The sequence below is a fragment of the Mesorhizobium sp. M0815 genome, assembly GCF_040319995.1.
Classification (GTDB): Bacteria; Pseudomonadota; Alphaproteobacteria; order Rhizobiales; family Rhizobiaceae; genus Mesorhizobium.
Map to the genome: position 1 here is coordinate 1 of NZ_JAMYOU010000038.1, position 19,466 is coordinate 19,466.

The 19,466-nt window shown below is 64.3% G+C and carries 21 protein-coding genes; 10 read left to right on the forward strand and 11 right to left on the reverse strand.

Annotation, left to right across the window (positions count from 1 at the left end; genetic code table 11):
- Positions 1-114: 114 nt before the first annotated feature.
- The 3 genes from NKI01_RS27485 to NKI01_RS27495 all read right to left on the reverse strand — a co-directional run bounded on the left by NKI01_RS27485 (position 115) and on the right by NKI01_RS27495 (position 3,296).
- A complete protein-coding gene (locus NKI01_RS27485; RefSeq protein ID WP_352483727.1) occupies positions 115-681 on the reverse strand; it encodes a DUF6101 family protein in 567 nt (188 codons plus the stop codon).
- 185 nt (positions 682-866) lie between these two features.
- Entirely contained in the window at positions 867-2,297 is a 1,431-nt protein-coding gene (locus tag NKI01_RS27490) for an FAD-binding oxidoreductase (RefSeq protein WP_352483728.1), read from the reverse strand.
- A gap of 18 nt (positions 2,298-2,315) precedes the next feature.
- Positions 2,316-3,296: an L-threonylcarbamoyladenylate synthase gene (locus tag NKI01_RS27495; protein ID WP_352483729.1), complete on the reverse strand. Its 981-nt coding sequence runs from the start codon at positions 3,294-3,296 to the stop codon at positions 2,316-2,318.
- Between the two features lie 159 nt (positions 3,297-3,455).
- Between NKI01_RS27495 and NKI01_RS27500 the strand changes: the two genes are divergently transcribed.
- Positions 3,456-3,899 carry a hypothetical protein gene (locus NKI01_RS27500; protein ID WP_352965341.1) on the forward strand — a complete coding sequence of 148 codons (444 nt, stop codon included), beginning with the start codon at positions 3,456-3,458 and terminating at the stop codon, positions 3,897-3,899.
- Positions 3,900-3,982: 83 nt separating this feature from the next.
- On the opposite strand, the gene NKI01_RS27505 is transcribed toward NKI01_RS27500, so the two are convergent.
- Complete coding sequence (locus NKI01_RS27505) at positions 3,983-4,315, reverse strand: ATPase (modular protein) (protein WP_352965343.1); 333 nt, start codon at positions 4,313-4,315, stop codon at positions 3,983-3,985.
- Between the two features lie 107 nt (positions 4,316-4,422).
- Complete coding sequence (gene glyS / locus NKI01_RS27510) at positions 4,423-7,011, reverse strand: glycine--tRNA ligase subunit beta (RefSeq protein WP_352965345.1); 2,589 nt, start codon at positions 7,009-7,011, stop codon at positions 4,423-4,425.
- 277 nt (positions 7,012-7,288) lie between these two features.
- Between glyS and NKI01_RS27515 the strand changes: the two genes are divergently transcribed.
- Positions 7,289-7,462 carry a hypothetical protein gene (locus tag NKI01_RS27515; RefSeq protein WP_023716871.1) on the forward strand — a complete coding sequence of 58 codons (174 nt, stop codon included), beginning with the start codon at positions 7,289-7,291 and terminating at the stop codon, positions 7,460-7,462.
- On the opposite strand, the gene NKI01_RS27520 is transcribed toward NKI01_RS27515, so the two are convergent.
- Both NKI01_RS27520 and NKI01_RS27525 read right to left on the reverse strand, forming a co-directional pair.
- Complete coding sequence (locus tag NKI01_RS27520; protein ID WP_023716870.1) at positions 7,459-8,403, reverse strand: glycine--tRNA ligase subunit alpha; 945 nt, start codon at positions 8,401-8,403, stop codon at positions 7,459-7,461. The two genes, NKI01_RS27515 and NKI01_RS27520, sit on opposite strands and share 4 nt — an antisense overlap.
- 64 nt (positions 8,404-8,467) lie before the next feature.
- The gene (locus NKI01_RS27525; protein ID WP_023716869.1) at positions 8,468-10,243 is read right to left on the reverse strand and encodes a tetratricopeptide repeat protein; all 1,776 of its coding nucleotides are present in this window, start codon (positions 10,241-10,243) and stop codon (positions 8,468-8,470) included.
- Between the two features lie 323 nt (positions 10,244-10,566).
- Between NKI01_RS27525 and NKI01_RS27530 the strand changes: the two genes are divergently transcribed.
- Positions 10,567-10,689, forward strand: a complete 123-nt coding sequence (locus NKI01_RS27530) for a hypothetical protein (protein WP_352483732.1) — start codon at positions 10,567-10,569, stop codon at positions 10,687-10,689.
- An 18-nt stretch (positions 10,690-10,707) separates the two neighbouring features.
- Here NKI01_RS27530 and NKI01_RS27535 read toward each other — a convergent pair whose 3' ends face one another.
- Positions 10,708-11,313 (reverse strand): TetR/AcrR family transcriptional regulator, encoded by a 606-nt coding sequence (locus tag NKI01_RS27535; RefSeq protein WP_352965346.1) that lies wholly within the window; start codon positions 11,311-11,313, stop codon positions 10,708-10,710.
- A gap of 104 nt (positions 11,314-11,417) precedes the next feature.
- On the opposite strand from NKI01_RS27535, the gene NKI01_RS27540 reads away from it, so the two are divergent.
- Positions 11,418-12,854, forward strand: coding sequence for an MFS transporter (locus NKI01_RS27540; protein WP_198030447.1), 1,437 nt, complete (start codon positions 11,418-11,420; stop codon positions 12,852-12,854).
- A 25-nt stretch (positions 12,855-12,879) separates the two neighbouring features.
- Here NKI01_RS27540 and NKI01_RS27545 read toward each other — a convergent pair whose 3' ends face one another.
- The gene (locus tag NKI01_RS27545) at positions 12,880-13,896 is read right to left on the reverse strand and encodes a polyprenyl synthetase family protein (RefSeq protein ID WP_023716865.1); all 1,017 of its coding nucleotides are present in this window, start codon (positions 13,894-13,896) and stop codon (positions 12,880-12,882) included.
- A gap of 159 nt (positions 13,897-14,055) precedes the next feature.
- On the opposite strand from NKI01_RS27545, the gene NKI01_RS27550 reads away from it, so the two are divergent.
- The 6 genes from NKI01_RS27550 to moaB all read left to right on the forward strand — a co-directional run bounded on the left by NKI01_RS27550 (position 14,056) and on the right by moaB (position 17,749).
- Positions 14,056-14,280, forward strand: a complete 225-nt coding sequence (locus NKI01_RS27550; RefSeq protein ID WP_023716864.1) for a putative signal transducing protein — start codon at positions 14,056-14,058, stop codon at positions 14,278-14,280.
- Positions 14,280-15,080, forward strand: coding sequence for a tRNA1(Val) (adenine(37)-N6)-methyltransferase (locus tag NKI01_RS27555; RefSeq protein WP_352965347.1), 801 nt, complete (start codon positions 14,280-14,282; stop codon positions 15,078-15,080). Before NKI01_RS27550 ends, NKI01_RS27555 begins: the two co-directional genes overlap by 1 nt.
- Before the next feature lie 87 nt (positions 15,081-15,167).
- Positions 15,168-16,025, forward strand: coding sequence for a S49 family peptidase (locus NKI01_RS27560; protein ID WP_352965348.1), 858 nt, complete (start codon positions 15,168-15,170; stop codon positions 16,023-16,025).
- An 80-nt stretch (positions 16,026-16,105) separates the two neighbouring features.
- Positions 16,106-16,291: a membrane protein gene (locus tag NKI01_RS27565; protein ID WP_023674078.1), complete on the forward strand. Its 186-nt coding sequence runs from the start codon at positions 16,106-16,108 to the stop codon at positions 16,289-16,291.
- 26 nt (positions 16,292-16,317) lie between these two features.
- A complete protein-coding gene (locus NKI01_RS27570; RefSeq protein ID WP_352965354.1) occupies positions 16,318-17,220 on the forward strand; it encodes a 4-(cytidine 5'-diphospho)-2-C-methyl-D-erythritol kinase in 903 nt (300 codons plus the stop codon).
- Positions 17,207-17,749 (forward strand): molybdenum cofactor biosynthesis protein B, encoded by a 543-nt coding sequence (gene moaB, locus NKI01_RS27575; protein WP_352965349.1) that lies wholly within the window; start codon positions 17,207-17,209, stop codon positions 17,747-17,749. The genes NKI01_RS27570 and moaB overlap by 14 nt, the downstream gene beginning before the upstream one ends.
- A gap of 33 nt (positions 17,750-17,782) precedes the next feature.
- Here the strand turns inward: moaB and NKI01_RS27580 are convergent, their stop codons facing one another.
- Positions 17,783-18,757, reverse strand: coding sequence for a phytanoyl-CoA dioxygenase family protein (locus NKI01_RS27580; protein ID WP_352965351.1), 975 nt, complete (start codon positions 18,755-18,757; stop codon positions 17,783-17,785).
- A 189-nt stretch (positions 18,758-18,946) separates the two neighbouring features.
- Positions 18,947-19,450 carry a glycosyltransferase gene (locus tag NKI01_RS27585; protein ID WP_352789925.1) on the reverse strand — a complete coding sequence of 168 codons (504 nt, stop codon included), beginning with the start codon at positions 19,448-19,450 and terminating at the stop codon, positions 18,947-18,949.
- Between the last annotated feature and the right edge of the window lie 16 nt (positions 19,451-19,466).

The window sequence follows — 19,466 nt, forward strand, 5'->3', positions numbered from 1 at the left end:
CAAGACGTCAAATCCCCCGCAAACAAGCGAACAACCGCCGCAACCCCGCCGCCGCAAGCTTTTGCTCATACTGCGCAACAGGTCCACAGGGGGAGAAGGAAGAGGCGCTCAGGCCTATTCCCGCGAAATAAGCTCCTCGCCGCCGATGACCAGCCTGAGGCCGAGGTCGCCGGCGCGGCGGCGGGCGAGGAAGCGCGGGCGGCGCATGGTCGAGACGCGACCCTTGCGGCGGTCCTGCGCCGGCAGCGCCTTGATGGCGGCGCCGAGCGATTCTTCCAGCGTCCGAGCAATGCCGTCGGCCTCGATCAGCAGCATCGGCAGACGGTAGGCGTCGGCCCAGGCGCGCCAGTCGGCGGCGACGTCGTCTAGATCGTCGGCGACCAGCAGCGGCACCGACAGCATCGGGTCGTTGTGCAGAAGCTCAAGCGTCACTGTGACATTGCCATCCGGATCCTCCATCGCGCGCGCGGCGACGCCGCGAAACGCGTTGGCGGGCAGAGCGATGATCGCCGGCACGCCGCTGATCTCCAGCGTGCGGCGGATAACCGCGCCGCGCTGATCGATGGTGAAGGTAACGTCGCCATAGTCGTCGCGCGTGGCGTAGCTCACCACCTGCGGCAGGCGGAATGGGTCGAGGCGCATATTGCGCCCGGCCCAGACTGGCTTCAGTCCAGTGTTCATATCGTGCCTTTCCTGTTTCTCCTGAGAGCCGGTGTTTCCGGATCTCCGGGCCGGTTTTCCCAGCCTCGTTGTGGAGAAACATTAGCGCGAGCTTCTTATCCTCGCGCTTAAGAAAGTCGGTTAAATTTTGCTGATCCGAGGCGGATGGTTATCGGAATACGAACCGGCGCGGGCCGGCGAAAGGATCAGATAACCTTACCGGGATTCATGATGCCGGCGGGATCGAAAGCGGCCTTCACCCTGCGCATCAGCTCGATCGCCATCGGCGGCGCCGTCGCGATCAATTCGTCCCGCTTCAACTGGCCGATGCCGTGCTCGGCCGAGATCGAGCCATGAAACGAGCGCACGACGTCGTGCACGGCCTTGTTCATGACGTGGTAAAGGCCGAGAAACGCCTCGTCGTCACCGTCGACCGGCCGGGAAATGTTGTAGTGCAGATTGCCGTCGCCCATGTGGCCGAAGCAGACGACGCGTGCGCCGGGACTGACCGATTGCACGGCGCCGGCGGCCTTTTCGATGAAGGGCGGGATCGACGCCACCGGCACCGAGATGTCGTGCTTGATCGAGGCACCTTCGGGTCTCTGCGCCTCGGGCAGCACTTCGCGGAAATTCCAGAACGCATCGCCCTGGGTGATGCTTGACGCGATCACCGCATCGCCGACGATCCCTTGCTCGAGGCCTGCCTCCAGCACCTCTTCGATCAGCGCCCGTGCATCCTCGGCCGAGCGGCCCGACGAGATCTGCATCAGCACATACCACGGCCAATCGCCGGCCAGCGGCCGCACTACGCCTTGTGCGTGGGCAAGCGTGAAGTCGTAAGGCCTCTGGCCGATCAGCTCGAAGGCGGTGAGCGCTGCCCCTGCACGGTCCATCGCGAGGCTGAACAGCGACAGTGCCGCCTCCGGCGATGACAGGCCGGCAAACGCCACCTCGCGCCCCTTGGGCTTGGGGAAAAGCTTGAGCACGGCGGCGGTGATGATGCCGAGCGTACCCTCGGCGCCGACGAACAGGTCCTTCAGATCATAACCGGTATTGTCCTTCTTCAGCTTGCGCAGATCGTCGAACACTTCGCCGGTCGGCAGCACCACTTCGACGCCGAGGCAGAGTTCGCGCGCATTGCCGTAGGCAAGCACGCCGGTGCCACCGGCGTTGGAAGAGAGATTGCCGCCGATCTGGCAGGAGCCTTGCGCGGCAAGCGACAGCGGAAACAGCCGGTCGGCGGCATCGGCCGCTTCCTGCAGCGTCTGCAGGATGACGCCGGTTTCGACCGTCACCGTGTTGGACAGGGTATCGATCTCACGGATGCGGTTTAGCCGCGACAGCGACAGCACGATCTCGCGGCCGGACGCGTCCGGCACCTGGGCGCCGACCAGCCCGGTGTTGCCGCTTTGCGGTACAATCGGCGTGCCCGTTTCGCTCGCCAGCCGCATGATGCGGCTGACCTCCTCGACGGTCCCCGGCCTCAGCACCAGCGCCGTCCTGCCGTGCCAAAGTCCGCGCCGCTCGGCGAGGTAAGGCGTGATGTCCTGCTGGTCGCGCAGCGCATATTTGTCGCCGACGATTGTCACAAAGCGCGCGATGACGGCAGGATCGAGGTCGGGGGAAATGTCGTTCATGGGTGGAAACTATGGTGCTCAATCCATCTTGTCACGAGGGGCGATCTTGTCACGCGGGGCGGCGGCGCGCGAAAGCCTGTCGTTGATCGCCTCGCCCAGCCCTTCGAACGGGATCGGCTCGACGGCGATGGTTTTGGCGCCGCTGCCATCGAGATCCTGCAGATGAGCGAAGAGATTGCTTGCTGCCTCGCGCAGGTCGCCGGTCTCCGACAAATTGCGCAGTGCGGCTGCATCGCGCCAGCCCTCGGCACGGCGGCGGCCGAAGGCCAGCAAGGCTTCGCCTGTGGCGACCTTGCCGGCATTGAGCCGCACCGCCGCACCCGGAGCGTAATGCGAGGCGAGCATGCCGGGCGCCTCGATGCCCGAAGCGCCGCGCAGCAACTTTGTCCCGGCCACTGCTTCGATCTCTTCGGCGGCAATGCCGCCCGGTCGCAGCAGCCGCAGCTTTCCGGCTTCGACCTTGAGGATCGTCGATTCCAGCCCGACCCGCGTCGCGCCGCCATCGACGATGAGCTTGATCCGGGGACCGAGGTCGGCGGCCACGGCCTCGGCCGTGGTGGCGCTGATCCTGCCCGAGGAATTGGCGCTGGGCGCCGCAAGCGCGCGGCCGAACCTGGCGATCAGCTCGCCGCCAAAGCCTTTCGGCATGCGCAGCGCGATGGTGTCCAGACCGGCGGTGACCAGCGGATGAATGCCGTTGCCGGGCCGCTGCGGGAGAACCAGCGTCAGCGGTCCCGGCCAGAATGCCTGCGCCAATCTTTCCGACAGCGGATCGAACAGCGCGATGCGCTCGGCCATCGTCGGATCGGCTATATGGGCGATCAGCGGGTTGAAGCGCGGGCGACCCTTGGCTTCGAAGATACGAGCCACGGCAACGCCATTGGTCGCGTCGCCGGCCAGCCCATAGACGGTCTCGGTCGGTATGGCGACGACGTCGCCGCTTTCGAGCAGCGCCAACGCCCTTTCCATCGCCTCGCCGACGGTACGAATTTCAGCCACTGTCGTCACCTCACGGATGCGGGTGCCTAATACGGCGACGCCGGGCGAGCAAGCCCAGGCGTTGGCGAATCGCAAATCGCTAAAATGCTATGTTTCCCCGCAAGCCGGCATCAACTGCCCTCGGCTAGGGTGCCGTCTTCTTGGGCAAGGGGAACTATCATGCTTTCGATGCGTATCCTTGGTGCGCTTGGTCTGGCGGTTATGGCCGGCACGGCACAGGCCTCGTCGCTGGTTTTTCTCGGGCAGACGACGGCGACGCCTTCGGTGGTCGGTACGGTGGCCAGTCCCGGCTCGGTCGAGCGGACGAAAACACCGTCGATCGTCGCGCTTGGCGAGAAGCTGCCTGACGTCAATGGAAACGTCACCGATGAAAAGGTCGCGGCAATCCCGAGCCAGCCGAGCCATGGCTTCACCGGAAGCCCGATGATCATTCGCGGCGGTATCGTCGGCGATGCCTTTGCAAGGCCCGCGCCCAAAACCGCGCCGGCCACCGCTGCAACGCCCTCTGCGGTCAGCAAGGCCGATCCAAAGATCGCCAGCAAAAACCCCGAGCCCGCAGCGCCGCAGCCTGCGCCGCTAGCAGCTCCCGACCAGCCTAAATAGCGCCTGAAGCAGCGCCGGAACCAGGGCGGCGCGGAAGCGCCGCCCTGGTTCATGGACTGAAGCGGCGTAAAGCGCCTGAAATCTCAGGCTGCTTGTTCTTCGTCCGCGTCGTCGGCGTCGTCTGATTCTTCTTCGTCGTCGTCAGCGTCTTTTTCGCCGGCACTTTCGGCCTTCACGCTGTCGTCGTCGTCTTCCTCGTCATCTTCATCGTCGTCTTCTTCTTCGTCGTCGGAGAGGGTAGCCGACTTATCGTCTTCAGCAGCTTCCCCGTCGGTGTCTTCATCGTCGCCGTCCTCATCGTCCGACAGATCGGCAGCCTCGACCACGACGGCAGCGGCCTCGTCGAGCATCGTTTCGGAGGTGGGTTCAAGCGTCTCGGTCTCTTCTGTCACTTCGATGTCGTGAGCGGAATTCATGGAAGCCTCCGTGGGTTGGGAACATGTCCCTTTTGCCACGCGGAGATCATCGGCATATGACTGTAAGCCGGCTCGAATGGCTGGTAAGCGATGATTTTTCGCGGATGTCAGCCGGCTATCTTGGAGAAATCCGCGACCCGGTCGGTCGCTGCACGGATGCGGGCGAGCAATGCCAGGCGATTGGCGCGCACCGCCTGGTCGTCATCGTTTACGAGGACTTTCTCAAAGAATGAATCAACCGGCTCGCGCAACACGCTAAGCGCCAGCATGGCGGCGGAAAATTCTTCGTTTTGAATTGCTTCGCCGGCTTGCCTCTCAGCCTGATTCACCGCAGCAAACAAGGCTTTCTCCGCGTCCTCCCGGAATAGAGCCGGCTCAACGCTGCTTGCGATCGCCGTCGCCTTCTTCTCTTCGGCAGCGACGATGTTGGCCGCACGCTTGGTGCCGGCAAGCAGGTTCTTGCCGTCCTCGGTATCGAGGAATGAGCCGAGCGCTTCGACGCGGCGGACGATTTGCAGCAGGTCGTCGTTTTGGCCAATCTCCCCCCTTGTGGGGGAGATGCCCGGCAGGGCAGAGGGGGGCGCCTCGCGCCGAGAGGCCGGCGGGACAGCGCCCCCCTCTGTCGGCTGCGCCGACATCTCCCCCACGAGGGGGGAGATCGGGCGCGAACCCGCCGCCAGCACCGCGTCGATTAGATCGTGCCGCGCACCCTGGTCGCGGAGATAGACTTTGAGGCGATCGTGGAAGAAGGAGAGGAGGTTGTTGATCTCTCGCTGCTGCCTTTCTCCGGAACGTTCAAAGGTGTTGTTTGAGATTGCGGAATCGCGTTCGATGACGAGATCGGTAAGCGAATCTCCTCCGAGTTGCTGCTCTAGCTCCGCAGCAATTTCGAACTGTCGGTCGAGTTTGGGATCGCGTATGTGACCTGCAATATCTTCGGACGCGATATTGGCCACAGATTTCAGGGACAACCTAATCCCGTTCTCAATCAGTATCCTCGTTACCCCCAGCGCCGCTCTCCGCAGCGCATAGGGGTCCTTCGATCCGGTCGGTTTTTCGTCGATCGCCCAGAACCCGACCAGCGTATCGAGCTTGTCGGCGAGCGCCACGGCGATCGATACCGGATCAGTCGGCACGCGATCTGACGGCCCCTGCGGCTTGTAGTGCTCCTCGATCGCAGCGGCGACCGACGGATGCTCGCGTTGCAGCAGGGCGTATTTGCGACCCATGGCGCCCTGCAGTTCCGGGAATTCGCCAACCACCTCGGTGGTGAGATCGGCCTTGGCGAGGACGGCAGCGCGACGCGCCAGCGCGGTAATCTCCCCCCTTGAGGGGGAGATGTCGCCGAAGGCGACAGAGGGGATCGGTGCGTCCTGACGCGACTCTCTCTTGTGGACCGAGGATGCCGGCGCTTCACGCGAAGCGACCCCCTCTGGCCTGCCGGCCATCTCCCCCTCAAGGGGGGAGATTGCGCGCACCACGATTGGTGCCAGTTCTTCGGCCAAGCGCGCAATCCGCTCCACCCGCTCGCCCTGCGTGCCGAGCTTGGCATGAAACGTCACATTGAGATGGTCGAGGCGGGCCATGCGCTGGTCGAGCGGCTTGTTGAGGTCAAGCCCGAACTTTTCCGCCGATGCCTGCAACTGGTCGAGATCCGGCAGGTCGCCCTGGTCGGTCTTCCAGAAATAGAGCGCGTCGGACAGGCGGGCGCGCACCACCTTGCCGTTGCCATGGGCGATCTCCTTGCCGCCATCCTTGGCCTCGACATTGGCGGTCAGGATGAAGCGGTTGGAGAGCTCTTCGCCCGCGCCATGCGGCCGCGTCACAAAACACTTCTGGTTGGCGCGGATGGTGAGCCGGATCACCTCGGCCGGAATGGCCAGAAAATCCTGCTCGAATTCGCCCATCAGCACGACGGGCCATTCGACCAGGCCCGACACTTCCTCCAGCAGCCCCTCGTCCTCGACGAGGTCGAGCCCGCTGGCGAAGGCGAGGTTCCTGGCATCGGCAAGAATGATCTCCTTGCGTCGGTCGGCATCGAGCACGACCTTGGCCGCTTCAAGCTTGGCGACGTAATCGTCAAAGCGGCGCACCGTGATGGCGCCCGGCGCATGAAAACGGTGGCCGTAGGTGACGTTGCCTGAGCGGATACCGTCGATCTCGAAATCGACCACCACCGGCTCCTCGGTTTCCGGGCCGAAGGTGCACAGGATCGATTGCAGCGGCCGCACCCAGCGCAGCGACCCGGGCTTGGCCGACGCCGGCCCCCAGCGCATCGATTTCGGCCAGGGGAAGTTGCGGATGATGCCCGGCACCAGCTCGGCGATGATCTGCTCCGCCGACCTGCCCGGCCTGGAAATATGGGCGACATAGAAGTCGCCCTTCTTCGGATCGGAATGGACATGCGCCTCGGCAATCGAGGCAAGGCCGGCCTTGCGCAGAAAACCTTGCACCGCCTGCTCGGGCGCCTTGGTCGAGGGGCCCTTGATCTCCTCGCTGATGTCCTTCGAGCGGGCGGTCAGGCCGCGGATGTCGAGCGCCAACCGACGCGGCGTCCAATATTCGCGCGCCGCCTCATAGGTCAGCCCGGCTTCGACCAGACCGTCGGTCAAAAGCTTCCTGAGATCGCCGGCCGCCTTGCGCTGCATGCGAGCGGGGATTTCTTCGGAACGAAGTTCTAGAAGCAGGTCAGGCATTGAAAGAGCTCACGCGACAAAAAACAGCCGCCGCTTCGCGGCGTCCTCCCCCATCGAGGCGGAGGTAAGCGGGGCATAGCAACTCGGTCGGCTGCTGTCACCCTTCCCAGCAAGATCGGGCCAGCACGATCAAGGCGTCCAGCGGCGATTTCCGAAAAAATTCAGCCTCCTGTCGGACACGCGCCGGTCCGCCCGTCCTTGGATCAAAGATTTCCATGAACCGAACGCAGCGCTGAAGCGACCAACGCTCAGGCAGAGAGCTATTGGCTGAACGACCATGAAAACGGCATCGACATTCCTGCAGATCCTCGCGCTCAGCGCCTGTTTTACAGCGCAGGTGCACGGTGCCTTCTCGATGCCCGGCGTCCGGCAGGCGCTGCGGACAATAGCCGGAGCAAGCGGCCAAGGCACGTTGCCAATCAGCGCCCCTGTCGAAATCGCCTGGAGCTAAGCCGCCATTCCACCCGCCTGCGTCAGCAGAAACGCCTCGCCGCAGGCTTTGGCCAGATTGCGCACCCGCAAGATGTAGCTCTGGCGCTCGGTGACGGAAATGACGCCGCGTGCGTCGAGCAGGTTGAAGACATGGCTGGCCTTGATGCACTGGTCGTAGGCGGGGAATACCATCCTGTGCATCGCCAGATTGTCGTTCGACGCCGGCGCGCCGGCTTGTAGCAGCGCCTTGCACTCGGCCTCGGCGTCTTCGAAATGCCTGAGCAGCATCACCGTGTTGGCGAATTCGAAATTGTGGCGCGAATATTCCTGCTCGGCCTGCAGGAAGACGTCGCCATAGGTCACCTTGTCGGCGCCTTCGCGGCCGTTGAAGTTGAGGTCGTAGACATTGTCGACGCCCTGCACATACATGGCCAGCCGTTCCAGCCCGTAAGTGAGCTCACCCGCCACCGGCGCGCATTCGATGCCGCAGACCTGCTGGAAATAGGTGAACTGCGACACCTCCATGCCGTCGCACCAGCACTCCCAGCCCAGTCCCCAGGCGCCCAGTGTCGGGCTTTCCCAGTCGTCCTCGACGAAGCGGATGTCGTGCAGCAGCGGATCGATGCCGATCGCGGCCAGCGAGCCGAGGTAAAGCTCCTGCAAATTGGGCGGATTGGGCTTCAGGATCACCTGGTATTGGTAATAATGCTGCAGCCGGTTCGGATTTTCGCCATAGCGGCCGTCCTTGGGGCGGCGCGAGGGCTGGACATAGGCCGCGTTCCAGCGTTTTGGGCCGAGCGCGCGCAATGTCGTTGCCGGATGAAAGGTACCGGCGCCGACTTCCATGTCGTAAGGCTGGAGGACGACGCAGCCATAGTCCGCCCAATAATTATGCAAGGTCAGGATCAGCCCCTGGAACGAGCGGCTGGGATGCGTGTGGGCAGGGATGTCAACGGTCACGGCGGCCTCCGGCGGGATGCGGCACCTCGTAGAGTGCCGCTCCGCGACCGTCAAGGCGATGGGGTCACCCCTTCGGGGCGGGCGCCGGCTCGGGCTTTACGTTCGGGGTTTCCTGCGCCGTGTTGGATTCGATCGGCGGCAGGCCCTTCATCAGCTTTTGCTGCAAGGCGGCAAGCACGTCCGGGTCCGGCTTCAGGTCGCGGGCCTGGTTCCACTGGAAGGTGGCTTCCAGCTTGCGGCCAACGCGCCAGTAGGCGTCGCCGAGGTGATCGTTGAGCACCGGATCCTCCGGCTTCAACGAAACGGCGCGTTCCATTTCGCGCACAGCGTCGTCGAACTGGCCAAGGCGATAATAGGCCCAGCCCAGCGAATCGACGATGTAGCCGTCGCTCGGCCTCAGGTCGACGGCCTTCTGGATCATCGCGAGGCCTTCCTTGAGGTTCATGTCCTTGTCGACCCAGGAATAGCCGAGATAGTTCAAAACCTGCGGCTGGTCGGGGTAGAGCTCCAGCGCCTTGCGGAAATTCGGCTCGGCCTTCGGCCATTCCTTCAGCCGCTCATAGGCGATGCCGCGCTGGTAGAAGATGTTCCAGTTGACGGCGGTCGGCGTCTTCAGCACCTCGACCGCCTTGTCATAAAGATTGGCGGCGGAGCGGAAATCCTCCTTCGAGGAATAGACCCCGCCGAGCGCCAGATAGGCGCGCATGTCGTCGGGATGCGCATCGACGATGGCCTTGAGGTGGGTGATCGCCTCGTCGTTGCGGTCGAGATCGGCAAGGTTGAGGCCGAGCTGCAGGTCCGAAAGCTCCTTCAGCGGCGAACCGGCGGGAATGCGGCGATAGAGCGCGATGGCGCCCTCGCCGTCCTTCAACTGCTCGGCAACGGCGGCAAGCTGAACGAGCGCCGCGTCATTGTCGGGCCGCAGCGCCAGCGCATATTGCAGATAAAGCCGCACGAACGGCTCGCCGCCGCCGCGGTTGAGCGCGGTGGCGAGATCGAGCAGGATTTCCGAGGCGCCGTCCGACGGGCCGGCAGCGAAGGGTTGGATCCTTTCGCCCTTGTTGATCTTGTCGCGAAGGGCTGCAATCTCGACCTTGCCGGGCGCAAATGTCTCGGCCTGGTCGAGCACCGACAGCGCCTTGGCCTTGTCGCCCTTACGGGCGAGGAAAGAGGCGTAGGCCTGCGCGTTGCGCATCCATGTTTCGGGGGCGGCACCGCCGGCGGCCGTGTCCTGCAGGGTGGCGGTGTAGAGCGCATCCGCCCTGTCGGGCAGGCCGGAGGCGTCGGCAATCAAGGCACGGTGGAAGGACTTGAACAGGCCGAACCAGTCGGGGCCCTGCAGCTTGTCGATGGAAGCCATGGCCTCGCCGGCGTCACCCGCACCCTGCTTGGCCCAGCCGGTCATGACGCCGGAAATCAGCCGGTCGAGATCGGATTCGAGCGACAGCTTGAGCCAGTATTCGGCCTTGGAGAAATCCTTCTTGTGGAAGGAATCGATGGCCAGCGCCAGGCGCGAGAAGCGCTCGACATCGGGAACCGCCTTGAGCTTGTCGGCGTAGACCAGGGACTCATCGAAGCGCCCCTGTGCGATCAGCGACAGCATCAGGCTCTGCTGCAGTCCCGTATCGTTCGGATCGAAGGCAAGCGCCTGCTTGTAGTAGGAGACGGCGCTGTCGAGGTCGTTGTCGCCTTCGGCAATCCGGGCGGCGAGATAGGCCCCCGAGAAGGATGTGATCCTGACCGGCTCTGCGGTCTGTTTGGCATGGACCGGCAGAGCCGAGATCGCCATGCCCGTCGCGATTGCCAGCCCCGTCAGCCAGCGCGCATATCCTTGCCGCATCATATCCCTTTCAGCCAAACGCCATCTCCGCGTCAGCGGGATCGCCGTAGACTCGATCTTTACAGGTAAAGCATGGCCTTTTTGGGGTCGTGCTTCAACCCGGCCCGAATTCACAATCGGGTCAAGCAATTAATAAACCATGCCGAAAGGGCCTGAACTGCGACCCTTGACCGCGTGGCGTCCGCTTTGGCGCTGCCTGCGCGTCGCTATTTGCCCGATGCCGTAAGCGATCCATAAGCGCCATCGGTTGAAAGCTTCCGCCATGCAACTTTGCGTGGCAGGATGAGATTTCAATTCTTGCTTCGCCAGCCATGGGGGCGCCGATGCTGGAAGTGCCGCGCGACGAAGAAGCCTTCGCCATCTCGATCGTATCTACGAAGCAGCGTTCGCCGCCGCCGACGCCGGAGGTCAATCCCAGAAGGGCCGCCGAACAAGCCGGTAAGTGAGGCGTCACGGCCCGGAACTCAGGACATTTGCGAAAGCCTTGCGTCGAGCGCCTGCATGGCGACGGTGACAAGATCGTGCAGCCGTTTTTTCGGAATGCCGTCGCGTGCCTGCACCGAAAGGCCGTGCATCAGCGTGGCATAATAATCGCCCAACGCCGCGGCGTCGGTGGCCGGCTTCAATTCGCCATCGCGCACGGCCTTTTTCAATCGCTCGACGATCGATGCGGTACGTGCCAGCCGGTGCTCCGCCAGCCATTGCAGCACGGCGTCATTTTCGACGGCGCAATTGGTCGCGGCCGTCACCACCATGCAGCCCTGCGGCCGCCCCGGCCGCGTATAGATTTCGACGGCGTCGCGAAGCATGCGCTCGATGACGCGCCGGACGTTTGGTTCTTCCTGCAGCGCGCGCGTGGCGAAGCCGCCCTCATTGGCTTCGTAAAGCGCCACCGCTTCGCGAAACAGGTCCTCCTTCGAGCCGAAGGCGGCATAGATGCGCGCCGATGCGAGGCCAAGCGCCGATACGAGATCGGCCATCGAGGTGCCCTCGTAGCCGCGTCTCCAAAAGGCGTCGCGGGCTTTCTCAAGCGCCTGGTCGCGGTCGAATTCCCTTGGCCTGCCTGCCATGGCGGTCTCCAATTTTTGTCGATCAACAAATAATCCGCTTGACTTCGGATTGCAAATCTCAATTCTTTGTCGATCATTAAATAATTGTCGACAAGGAGACCGGCATGAGTTCACTCGATCAAGGCGCGCCGCTCGGGGCGATGGCAGCGCAAGGAACAACCAGCGCGAAGCGCGGCGCAACGCTGGCGCTGCTCGCCTTCGCGCAGCTCATCATCGCGCTCGACCTCAACATCGTCTTCGTGGCGTTGCCGGAGATCGGCGCCGGCCTCGGATTTTCAGGCCAGACCCTGCAATGGGTGGTCAGCGCCTATACCGTGTTCACCGGCGGCTTCCTACTGTTCGGCGGCCGGGCCGCCGACCTGATCGGCCAGCGCCGCGTCTTCATCTTCGCGCTCTGGCTCTACGCGCTCTCGTCCCTGGTCGGCGGCCTCGCATGGTCGCCGCAAATCATCATTGCGGCCCGCGCCGTGCAAGGCATCGGCGGCGCCTTCCTGTTTCCGGCGACGCTGTCGCTGATCAACCGTCTGTTCGCCGAAGGACCGGAACGCAACCGGGCGCTCGCCGTCTGGGGTGGCGCAGGCGCCAGCGGCCTGACGCTCGGTTCGCTTGCCGGCGGGTTTCTGACCAGCGCCTTCGGCTGGCCGTCGGTCTTCTACGTCAACGTGCTTTTGGCCGGGATCGCCATCATCGCGGCTTTCGCCATCATTCCGCGCGATCCGAAGCCGCACGAGCACCGCAGCTTCGATCTGCCGGGCGCGCTGACCGTCACCGCCGGCGCGACCTTGCTTGTCTTCACACTGGTTCAGGGGCCCGAATATGGCTGGGGATCGACCGCAATCATCGTCAGTGCAGCACTGGCGGCATTCTTCCTGATCGCTTTCACGATGATCGAGGCGAAGAGCGCCGATCCGCTGATGCCGCTGCGCCTGTTCCACAACCGCAGCCTCGTCGCCGGCATGACGATCACCTTCCTCTACATGGCCACTTTCGGAGCGCTGCCCTACTTCCTCACCGTGCTGTTGCAGAACGTGCACGGCTTCACCGCCTTGCAGACGGGCCTCGCCTTTCTCGTGCCGTCGGTCGCCATCGCCACCGGCACGCAAGCCGGCGAGCGTCTGGCGACGCGCTTTTCGACGCGCAGCACGCTGGTCGGCGGCATGATCGTCGGCGCGGTAGGCACAGCATTGATGGTATCAGGCGCGACCGCGGAGAGCAGCTATCTGTCCCTCGTACCCGGCCTGATCGTCTCCGGCGTCGGACAAGGCATCGTCTGGACAGCAATGTGGATTGCCGCCGCTTCCGGCGTTGCGCATGATCAGCAAGGCGTCGCCTCGGGGATGGCTTCGACGACACTCAATGTCGGCAATGCCGTCGGCATGGCCGTGCTGATTGCGATTGCGAACAGCCAAATCGGCGAATTGTCCGGCAATGCCTTGAAAATTGCCGTCGCCGACGGCATCCAGGTCGCCTTCTGGCTCGCGGCGGCGGGCATCGTCGTCAGCCTGCTCGCAGCAATGGTTCTTCCGGCAAAGGCGCGATGAGAACAGGCGCGGGCGCCGACGCCTGTCAATTCACCCGGCTGATGCAGAAATCGATGACGTCGATCAGCGCCGATTTCTGCGGCGTCGCCTCGAGCGGCGCCAGCGCGTCACGGGCGATCTCGCCGAAGTGGCGGGCGCGTCCGATGGTGTCGGCAATTGCGCCGTGGCGGAGCATCAGGCCGACGGCCTTCTCCAGTCCGGCATCGTCGGCGGCATTGTCCTCGATGGCGCGTTTCCAGAAGCTGCGCTCGGCCTTTGTGCCGCGCCGATAGGCGAGGATCACCGGCAGCGTCACCTTGCCCTCGCGGAAATCGTCGCCGACATTCTTGCCGAGGTCCTTGCTGGTGCCGCCGTAATCCAGCGCATCATCGATCAGTTGGAAGGCAAGGCCGAGATTCATGCCGTAGGAGCGGAGTGCTGCGCGATCATTGCGCGTCGCCTGGGCGATGACCGGGCCGACCTCGGCGGCGGCCGAAAACAGCGCCGCGGTCTTGGCCTTGATCACCGCGAAATGCTCATCCTCGGTGGTCTCGAGGTTTTTGGCGGCGGCGAGCTGCATCACCTCGCCTTCGGCGATGACCGAAGCCGCACTCGACAGGATGTCGAGCGCTTCCAGCGAGCCGACATCGACCATCATGCGGAAGGCCTGGCCGAGCAGGAAATCGCCGACCAAAACACTGGCCTGGTTACCCCAGATCATGCGCGCCGTCTTCTTGCCGCGCCGCATGCCGCTTTCGTCGACAACGTCGTCGTGGAGAAGTGTCGCGGTGTGCATGAATTCGACCGAGGTGGCGAGCTTGACGTGGCCGTCACCGGAATAGCCGAACATCTGGGCGGCGGCGAGCGTCAGCATCGGCCGCAGCCGTTTGCCGCCGGACGAGATCAAGTGGTTGGCAATCTCCGGGATCATCTCGACGTCGGAGCCGGCCTTCGACAAGATCAGTTCATTGACGCGCCCCATGTCGGCGGCGGTCAGGTCGATAAGGTCCTTGATCGAGGCGGCTTCCCGCTTCCCGTTTTCAATGTTGAGAACGACACCCACGCAAAACTCCCAACCTCGATATGCACGACGGCAACATGGTCCCTGGACAGACTCTAGGGCGGCAGCCACCGGTGCGGCAAGAGGCGAATTGGCGCGGCGGCTCTGGTACATAATCACGTCCACGTTTACATCAACGCCGCAAACTGCGAGTTTCATCCGATGATAGAGCTCATCCGCACCAACGACGCCGTCATCATTTCCTTTGTCGAATCGCTAATGCGCGATGCCGGCATCGGCTTTTTCGTCGCCGACCAGAACATGAGCGTGCTCGACGGCTCGATCGGCATTCTGCCCCGCCGTGTCATGGTGGACGCCGACAAGGCCGATGCGGCGCGGCGCATCCTGACGGATGCCGGCATCGCCAACGAGATCCGCCAAAAATAATGTCCGCGTCGCCCGCTGCCCTTGTCCCGGACATGCCGGCTCATACGGTCGATGCCTTCCATCGCGGTCGCTTCTGGCTGGTGCAGCCGAGAAAGGCAGGTCACCGCGCCGGCATGGATGCGATGATGCTGGCGGCTGCCGTGCCGTCCTCGTTCGCCGGGCGGCTAGCCGACTTTGGCGCAGGTGCCGGTGCCGCCGGCCTGGCGGTACTGTCGCGTTGCCCCGGTGCCGAGGCAGTGCTCGTCGAGCGTTCTCCGGAAATGGCGGCCTTCGCCACAACCACGCTCGCCCATCCCGGCAACGCGCATCTCAGCGACCGCGCCTCGGTGCTCGTCGCCGATGTCGCGCTGTCGGGCCGGGCCCGAACGGCCGCCGGCCTCGAGGACAACAGCTTCGATTTCGTCATCATGAACCCGCCGTTCAATGCCGCCGAGGATCGCGCGACGCCCGATCCGCTGAGAAAGGCCGCGCATGTCGCGGAGGACGGGCTGTTCGACAGCTGGATCCGCAGCGCGGCGGCGGTGGTCAGGCCGGGCGGCGGGCTGGCCGTCATTGCCCGGCCGGAACAGCTCGGCGCCATCCTCGATGCCATTGCCGGCCGCTTCGGCGATGCCGAGATGCTGGCCGTCCATCCTCGCCCCGAAGCGGCAGCGATCCGCATCGTCGTCCGGGCAGCACTCGGCGCACGCGGCAAGCTGTCGATCCGGCCGCCGCTGATGCTGCATGCCTATTCAGGCAATGGCCCCTCGGAACGGGCAGAGCTGATCAATAACGGGCTGGCGTCGCTGTTCGGAGACTGATCCATTTTGATTGCCGGGGTGACGGCATTGCCGTTGGCCGGCGAATTCCTACATGCCTCAAGCAAATCGACCGGAGACAGCCCCCTCGTGAAACGTCTTTTCAATCGCCTGCTGCCGAAATCCTGGCGCTCGAACGTCGTCACCATTCCGGTCATCCGGCTGCACGGCACCATCATGCCCGGCGGCGGCCAGTTCCGGCCGAGCCTGTCGCTGGCGTCGACTGCCGGCCTTCTCGAAAAGCTGTTTTCCTTCGACGCGCCGGCGGTCGCCATCTCGATCAATTCGCCAGGCGGCTCGCCGGTGCAGTCGCGGCTGATTTTCAGGCGCATCCGCGACCTGGCAACGGAGAAAAACAAGAAGGTCCTGGTCTTCGTCGAGGACGTGGCGGCATCGGGCGGCTACATGATCGCGGTCGCCGGCGACGAGATCTTTGCCGACCCGTCCTCCATCGTCGGCTCGATCGGCGTGGTGTCGGCCTCGTTCGGCTTTCCGGAGCTGTTGAAGAAGATCGGCGTCGAGCGCCGCGTCCACACCGCCGGCCAGAACAAGGCGGTGCTCGACCCGTTCAAACCGGAAAGGAAGGAAGACGTCGCGCGCCTGAAGGCGCTGCAGCTCGAGGTCCACGAGACCTTCATCGATCTCGTCAAGGATAGGCGCGGCAGCAAGCTCAAGGACGATCCCGACCTGTTCACCGGCCTGTTCTGGACGGCCAAGAAGGGGCTCGAGCTCGGGCTGGTCGATGCCCTCGGCGACATGCGCAGCGTGCTGAAAAGCCGTTTCGGGCCGAAGACCCAGCTCAAGCTGATCACCGCGCCGCGCGGCCTGTTCGGCCGCTTCGGCCTGTTCGGCTCGAGTTTTTCGGCGCCCGATATTGCCGCCGCCGCGGCAAGCGGCGTCATCGATGCGGCGGAAGAGCGCGCGCTGTGGGCGCGCTTCGGGCTTTGAAAAGCCGGTGAAAGCGTCTAGCATAAATCATCAACCGACCCGACCGGCCGTCTTGCCGGCCTTGCGAGGGAGAGTTTGACATGCCGCAGATCATTTTCTTCGCCGTCGTCGGCATTGCCGCCTATTTCGGCTACCGCTCCTTCGTCAGGGAAGCCGAGCGGGTGACCGCCAAGGTGCGGCGTACCGAAAAGCAAGCCGCCAACGGTACGATGGGAACGCTGGTCAAGGATCCGAAGACCGGCGAATACCGTCTGGCCAAGGATTGACCGTCGTCTCCCTCGCGGCCGAGCCAGTGGATTCCGAGACCAGCATCCGGGCATCGCATGCGCACGCCAAGATAAATCTCGCGCTGCACGTCACCGGCCGGCGCGCCGACGGTTGTCACACGATCGAAAGCCTGGCTGTGTTCACGCGCTTCGGCGACCGCATCGAGACGGAACTTGCCGACAGCGACGGGTTTTCCGTGTCCGGCAAATACGCCTCCGCGGTACCGGCCGACGACAATAATCTGGTGGCGAAAGCGCGCGACGCGCTGCGTCGCGAGGCCGGTCCCCAGCATGCGCCGGCTGTCGCCATCAGGCTCGAAAAGAACCTGCCGGTCGCGTCCGGCGTCGGCGGCGGGTCAAGCGACGCGGCGGCTGTGCTGCGTGCTCTGGTCCAGGCCTGGAGGCTCGACATCGGCGATGCCGAACTGGCGCGGATCGGCCTGTCGCTTGGCGCCGACGTGCCGATGTGCCTCGCAGCCAAGCCGCTGATAGCCCGCGGCATCGGCGACGAGCTGACGCTCGTGCCGGGTTTCCCGGCGCTGGGTCTGGTGCTCGTCAATCCAGGAACTGCCGTCTCGACGGCCGACGTGTTCGAGGCGCTTGGCCGCCGCGACAATGCGGGACTGCCGCCGCTGCCGCGCAGCCTCGACTTCCACAGCATCCGCAACTGGCTGGAGATCACCCGCAACGATCTCGAGCCTGCGGCGCGTGCAATCCAGCCCGCCATCGGCAAGGCGCTTTCTGTGCTGAACAAGGCTGGAGCCGGTTTTGCCAGAATGTCTGGTTCCGGCGCCACCTGTTTCGGGCTGTTCGAGACCGGCAATGTGGCCAAGCGCGCGGCCGTCGATATCCGCAGCCGCCATCCCGACTGGTTTGTCGCCGCGACGCGAAGCATGACATCGGAGGCTGAGGCGCATGGCCAGGATTGACGAGAGCCGCCCCTTCATTCCCGTACGCATCGCGGTACTGACCGTTTCAGATACGCGCAGCCTCGCCGACGACAAATCCGGGCAGACCCTGGCCGACCGCATCACCGAGGCCGGCCACATCCTCGCCGCTCGTGACATCGTCACCGACGACCGCGACAAGATCCGCGACAAGGTTTTGGGCTGGTCGAAGGACGATGCGATCGATGTCGTCATCACCACCGGCGGCACCGGCTTCACCGGCCGCGACGTGACGCCGGAGGCGCTGGAGCCGATCTTCGAAAAGCGCATGGACGGCTTTTCCGAAGTGTTCCACCGCATCTCCTACGACAAGATCGGCACTTCGACGATCCAGAGCCGGGCAACCGGCGGCGTCGTCAACGCCACCTTCGTCTTCGTGTTGCCGGGCTCGCCCGGCGCCTGCAAGGACGCCTGGGACGGCATTTTGAAGCCGCAGCTCGACTATCGGCACATGCCCTGCAACTTCGTCGAGATCATGCCGCGCCTGGACGAGCATTTGCGGCGCGGCTGAGACGGAGCGAGATATCAGCCGGGCGATCCCGCCTCAGCGAATGACCGGCTCGCCGTGAAACCGCCGGCGCGACGGCGGCGAGACGCCGAAGCCGACTTCCATCATCAGTCGTGGCGTGCGCGTCGGCACGGTACCCATATGGAAGCCGAACGGATCCTCGACAAAGCCGAGACCGGCCTGCCCGGTCAGCGTGACCGGGCTCTGCTCGCCATAGACGCCCAGCACCTCTTCCGCCGAATGGCCGACCAGAAGCGTCAGCTGATGCTTCAGGATGCGGCGGTTGTGGGAGCCGCGGACATAGACATGCGGCCCGGTGTCGTTGTCGACCGGCACCAGGTAGAAAAAGAACTTCAGCATGCGCCAGTCGTCGAGGTCGAAATGGTATTTGCCGAGCGAAGCCATGTTCTTGTCGGCGTCCGAGACGCCACCGGTCGGAAAGCTCCACCAGACGCGGGTGGTGATCAGCTTGGCCTGGCTGCCGAGATAGTGCGCTGCGATGTCGAGGAGTAGCGGATCGCGCTGCACGGCGACCGCAGCGTTGCAGTCGAGGACCCGCTCGAAATAGTGGCCGCTGAGCAGCGGGCGGCCGAAATGCTTTTCTGCATCGGCGTGTTTTTCGGGCAGGAATTCCAGCCGGCGGTCGAAATTGCCGAAGCATGGCGTGTGCTCGGCGAAGCGGGCGATCTCCTCATGGATGGCGGCCGGCAGCATCAGGCCCGAATAGAGCCCCTCCGTCCGCAGCGCGCCGACGACGGCATCGCGATCGACGCCGGCGAACATCGTTTCACCGACATTGCGCGCCGGCCGAACCGGCTTCGCACCGCGCCAGTGCAGCCGCCGCGCCGGCATGGTGCGGGCCAGCATGAACATCGGCAGCCATGCCGGATTCTCGCGAAGGTCGGAAAGATAGGTCGGGATGCGGGCGGCGATGCGGCGCAGCGTACCGCCGTTGCGTGCGATCGCCTCGAGGCTTGCAGCGCCGGACTTGTCAGGGCTTGAAAGGGTCATCGGGGTCCTCAAATGTCGAGGGAACAGCATCGACGATAGTCGTCACCGCCGCTCCGGCACACCCCAAACCCATTCGCCCGTATCGCTGGGAATGGTAACCCCCGGCCAGATTTTGTGCAATGCACAATAAACGACAACCCGCCAGAAAATTTGCTTGGGCGGCGTTCCCTAGGCCGGGATGGTAAGCCGTCACTTCCGCGGCGCCACCCAGATCTCGGCGTGGAGCCTTCTTGTCGCCAGGCCGCGGGCGATGGCTTCGGCGCTGCGGGCGCCCTTCGACAGCGCAGCGGCCTGACGCTTGCTGATCACCAAGCCTTCGGCGAGGGCGCGATTTCCGGCAAAGACCCGCGACAGGAACGGCGCGCGGCTGCCGCGTGCCCGCGAAAATCGCGCCGCCATGGTTTGCCTAGCAGTATGGGCGACGACCTCGTCGATCCAGCCCTCCCCCAGCCGCGCGCCCGGTTCCAGCAAGAGCAGCCAGTCGCCCTTGGCCTGCCTGATGCCGGCGGCGATGCCGCCGCTGACATAGTGGCAGCCGGCATGTTCGGCGACGCGGTGCGTCTGATCGGTCGAGCCGGTGTCGCAGACGAGAACGTCGCGCACCACGCCTTCGACCGCACCGCCGATCAGCGAGGCGAGCGTGCGGGCGAGGCCCTCCTCGTCATTCAGGGTTTCGATCAGGACGCTGAGCATGTTTAGCCGAATAGCG

What these genes read in the sequence shown, in the direction of transcription:
- NKI01_RS27530 (WP_352483732.1), top strand. Translation starts at nt 10,567, where the DNA reads ATGCTGGAAGTGCCGCGCGACGAAGAAGCCTTCGCCATCTCGATCGTA.
- glyS (WP_352965345.1), bottom strand. Translation starts at nt 7,011, where the DNA reads ATGCCTGACCTGCTTCTAGAACTTCGTTCCGAAGAAATCCCCGCTCGC.
- NKI01_RS27490 (WP_352483728.1), bottom strand. Translation starts at nt 2,297, where the DNA reads ATGAACGACATTTCCCCCGACCTCGATCCTGCCGTCATCGCGCGCTTT.
- NKI01_RS27500 (WP_352965341.1), top strand. Translation starts at nt 3,456, where the DNA reads ATGCTTTCGATGCGTATCCTTGGTGCGCTTGGTCTGGCGGTTATGGCC.
- NKI01_RS27525 (WP_023716869.1), bottom strand. Translation starts at nt 10,243, where the DNA reads ATGCGGCAAGGATATGCGCGCTGGCTGACGGGGCTGGCAATCGCGACG.
- moaB (WP_352965349.1), top strand. Translation starts at nt 17,207, where the DNA reads ATGGCCAGGATTGACGAGAGCCGCCCCTTCATTCCCGTACGCATCGCG.
- NKI01_RS27585 (WP_352789925.1), bottom strand. Translation starts at nt 19,450, where the DNA reads ATGCTCAGCGTCCTGATCGAAACCCTGAATGACGAGGAGGGCCTCGCC.
- NKI01_RS27550 (WP_023716864.1), top strand. Translation starts at nt 14,056, where the DNA reads ATGATAGAGCTCATCCGCACCAACGACGCCGTCATCATTTCCTTTGTC.
- NKI01_RS27515 (WP_023716871.1), top strand. Translation starts at nt 7,289, where the DNA reads ATGAAAACGGCATCGACATTCCTGCAGATCCTCGCGCTCAGCGCCTGT.
- NKI01_RS27485 (WP_352483727.1), bottom strand. Translation starts at nt 681, where the DNA reads ATGAACACTGGACTGAAGCCAGTCTGGGCCGGGCGCAATATGCGCCTC.
- NKI01_RS27535 (WP_352965346.1), bottom strand. Translation starts at nt 11,313, where the DNA reads ATGGCAGGCAGGCCAAGGGAATTCGACCGCGACCAGGCGCTTGAGAAA.
- NKI01_RS27565 (WP_023674078.1), top strand. Translation starts at nt 16,106, where the DNA reads ATGCCGCAGATCATTTTCTTCGCCGTCGTCGGCATTGCCGCCTATTTC.
- NKI01_RS27555 (WP_352965347.1), top strand. Translation starts at nt 14,280, where the DNA reads ATGTCCGCGTCGCCCGCTGCCCTTGTCCCGGACATGCCGGCTCATACG.
- NKI01_RS27505 (WP_352965343.1), bottom strand. Translation starts at nt 4,315, where the DNA reads ATGAATTCCGCTCACGACATCGAAGTGACAGAAGAGACCGAGACGCTT.
- NKI01_RS27540 (WP_198030447.1), top strand. Translation starts at nt 11,418, where the DNA reads ATGAGTTCACTCGATCAAGGCGCGCCGCTCGGGGCGATGGCAGCGCAA.
- NKI01_RS27580 (WP_352965351.1), bottom strand. Translation starts at nt 18,757, where the DNA reads ATGACCCTTTCAAGCCCTGACAAGTCCGGCGCTGCAAGCCTCGAGGCG.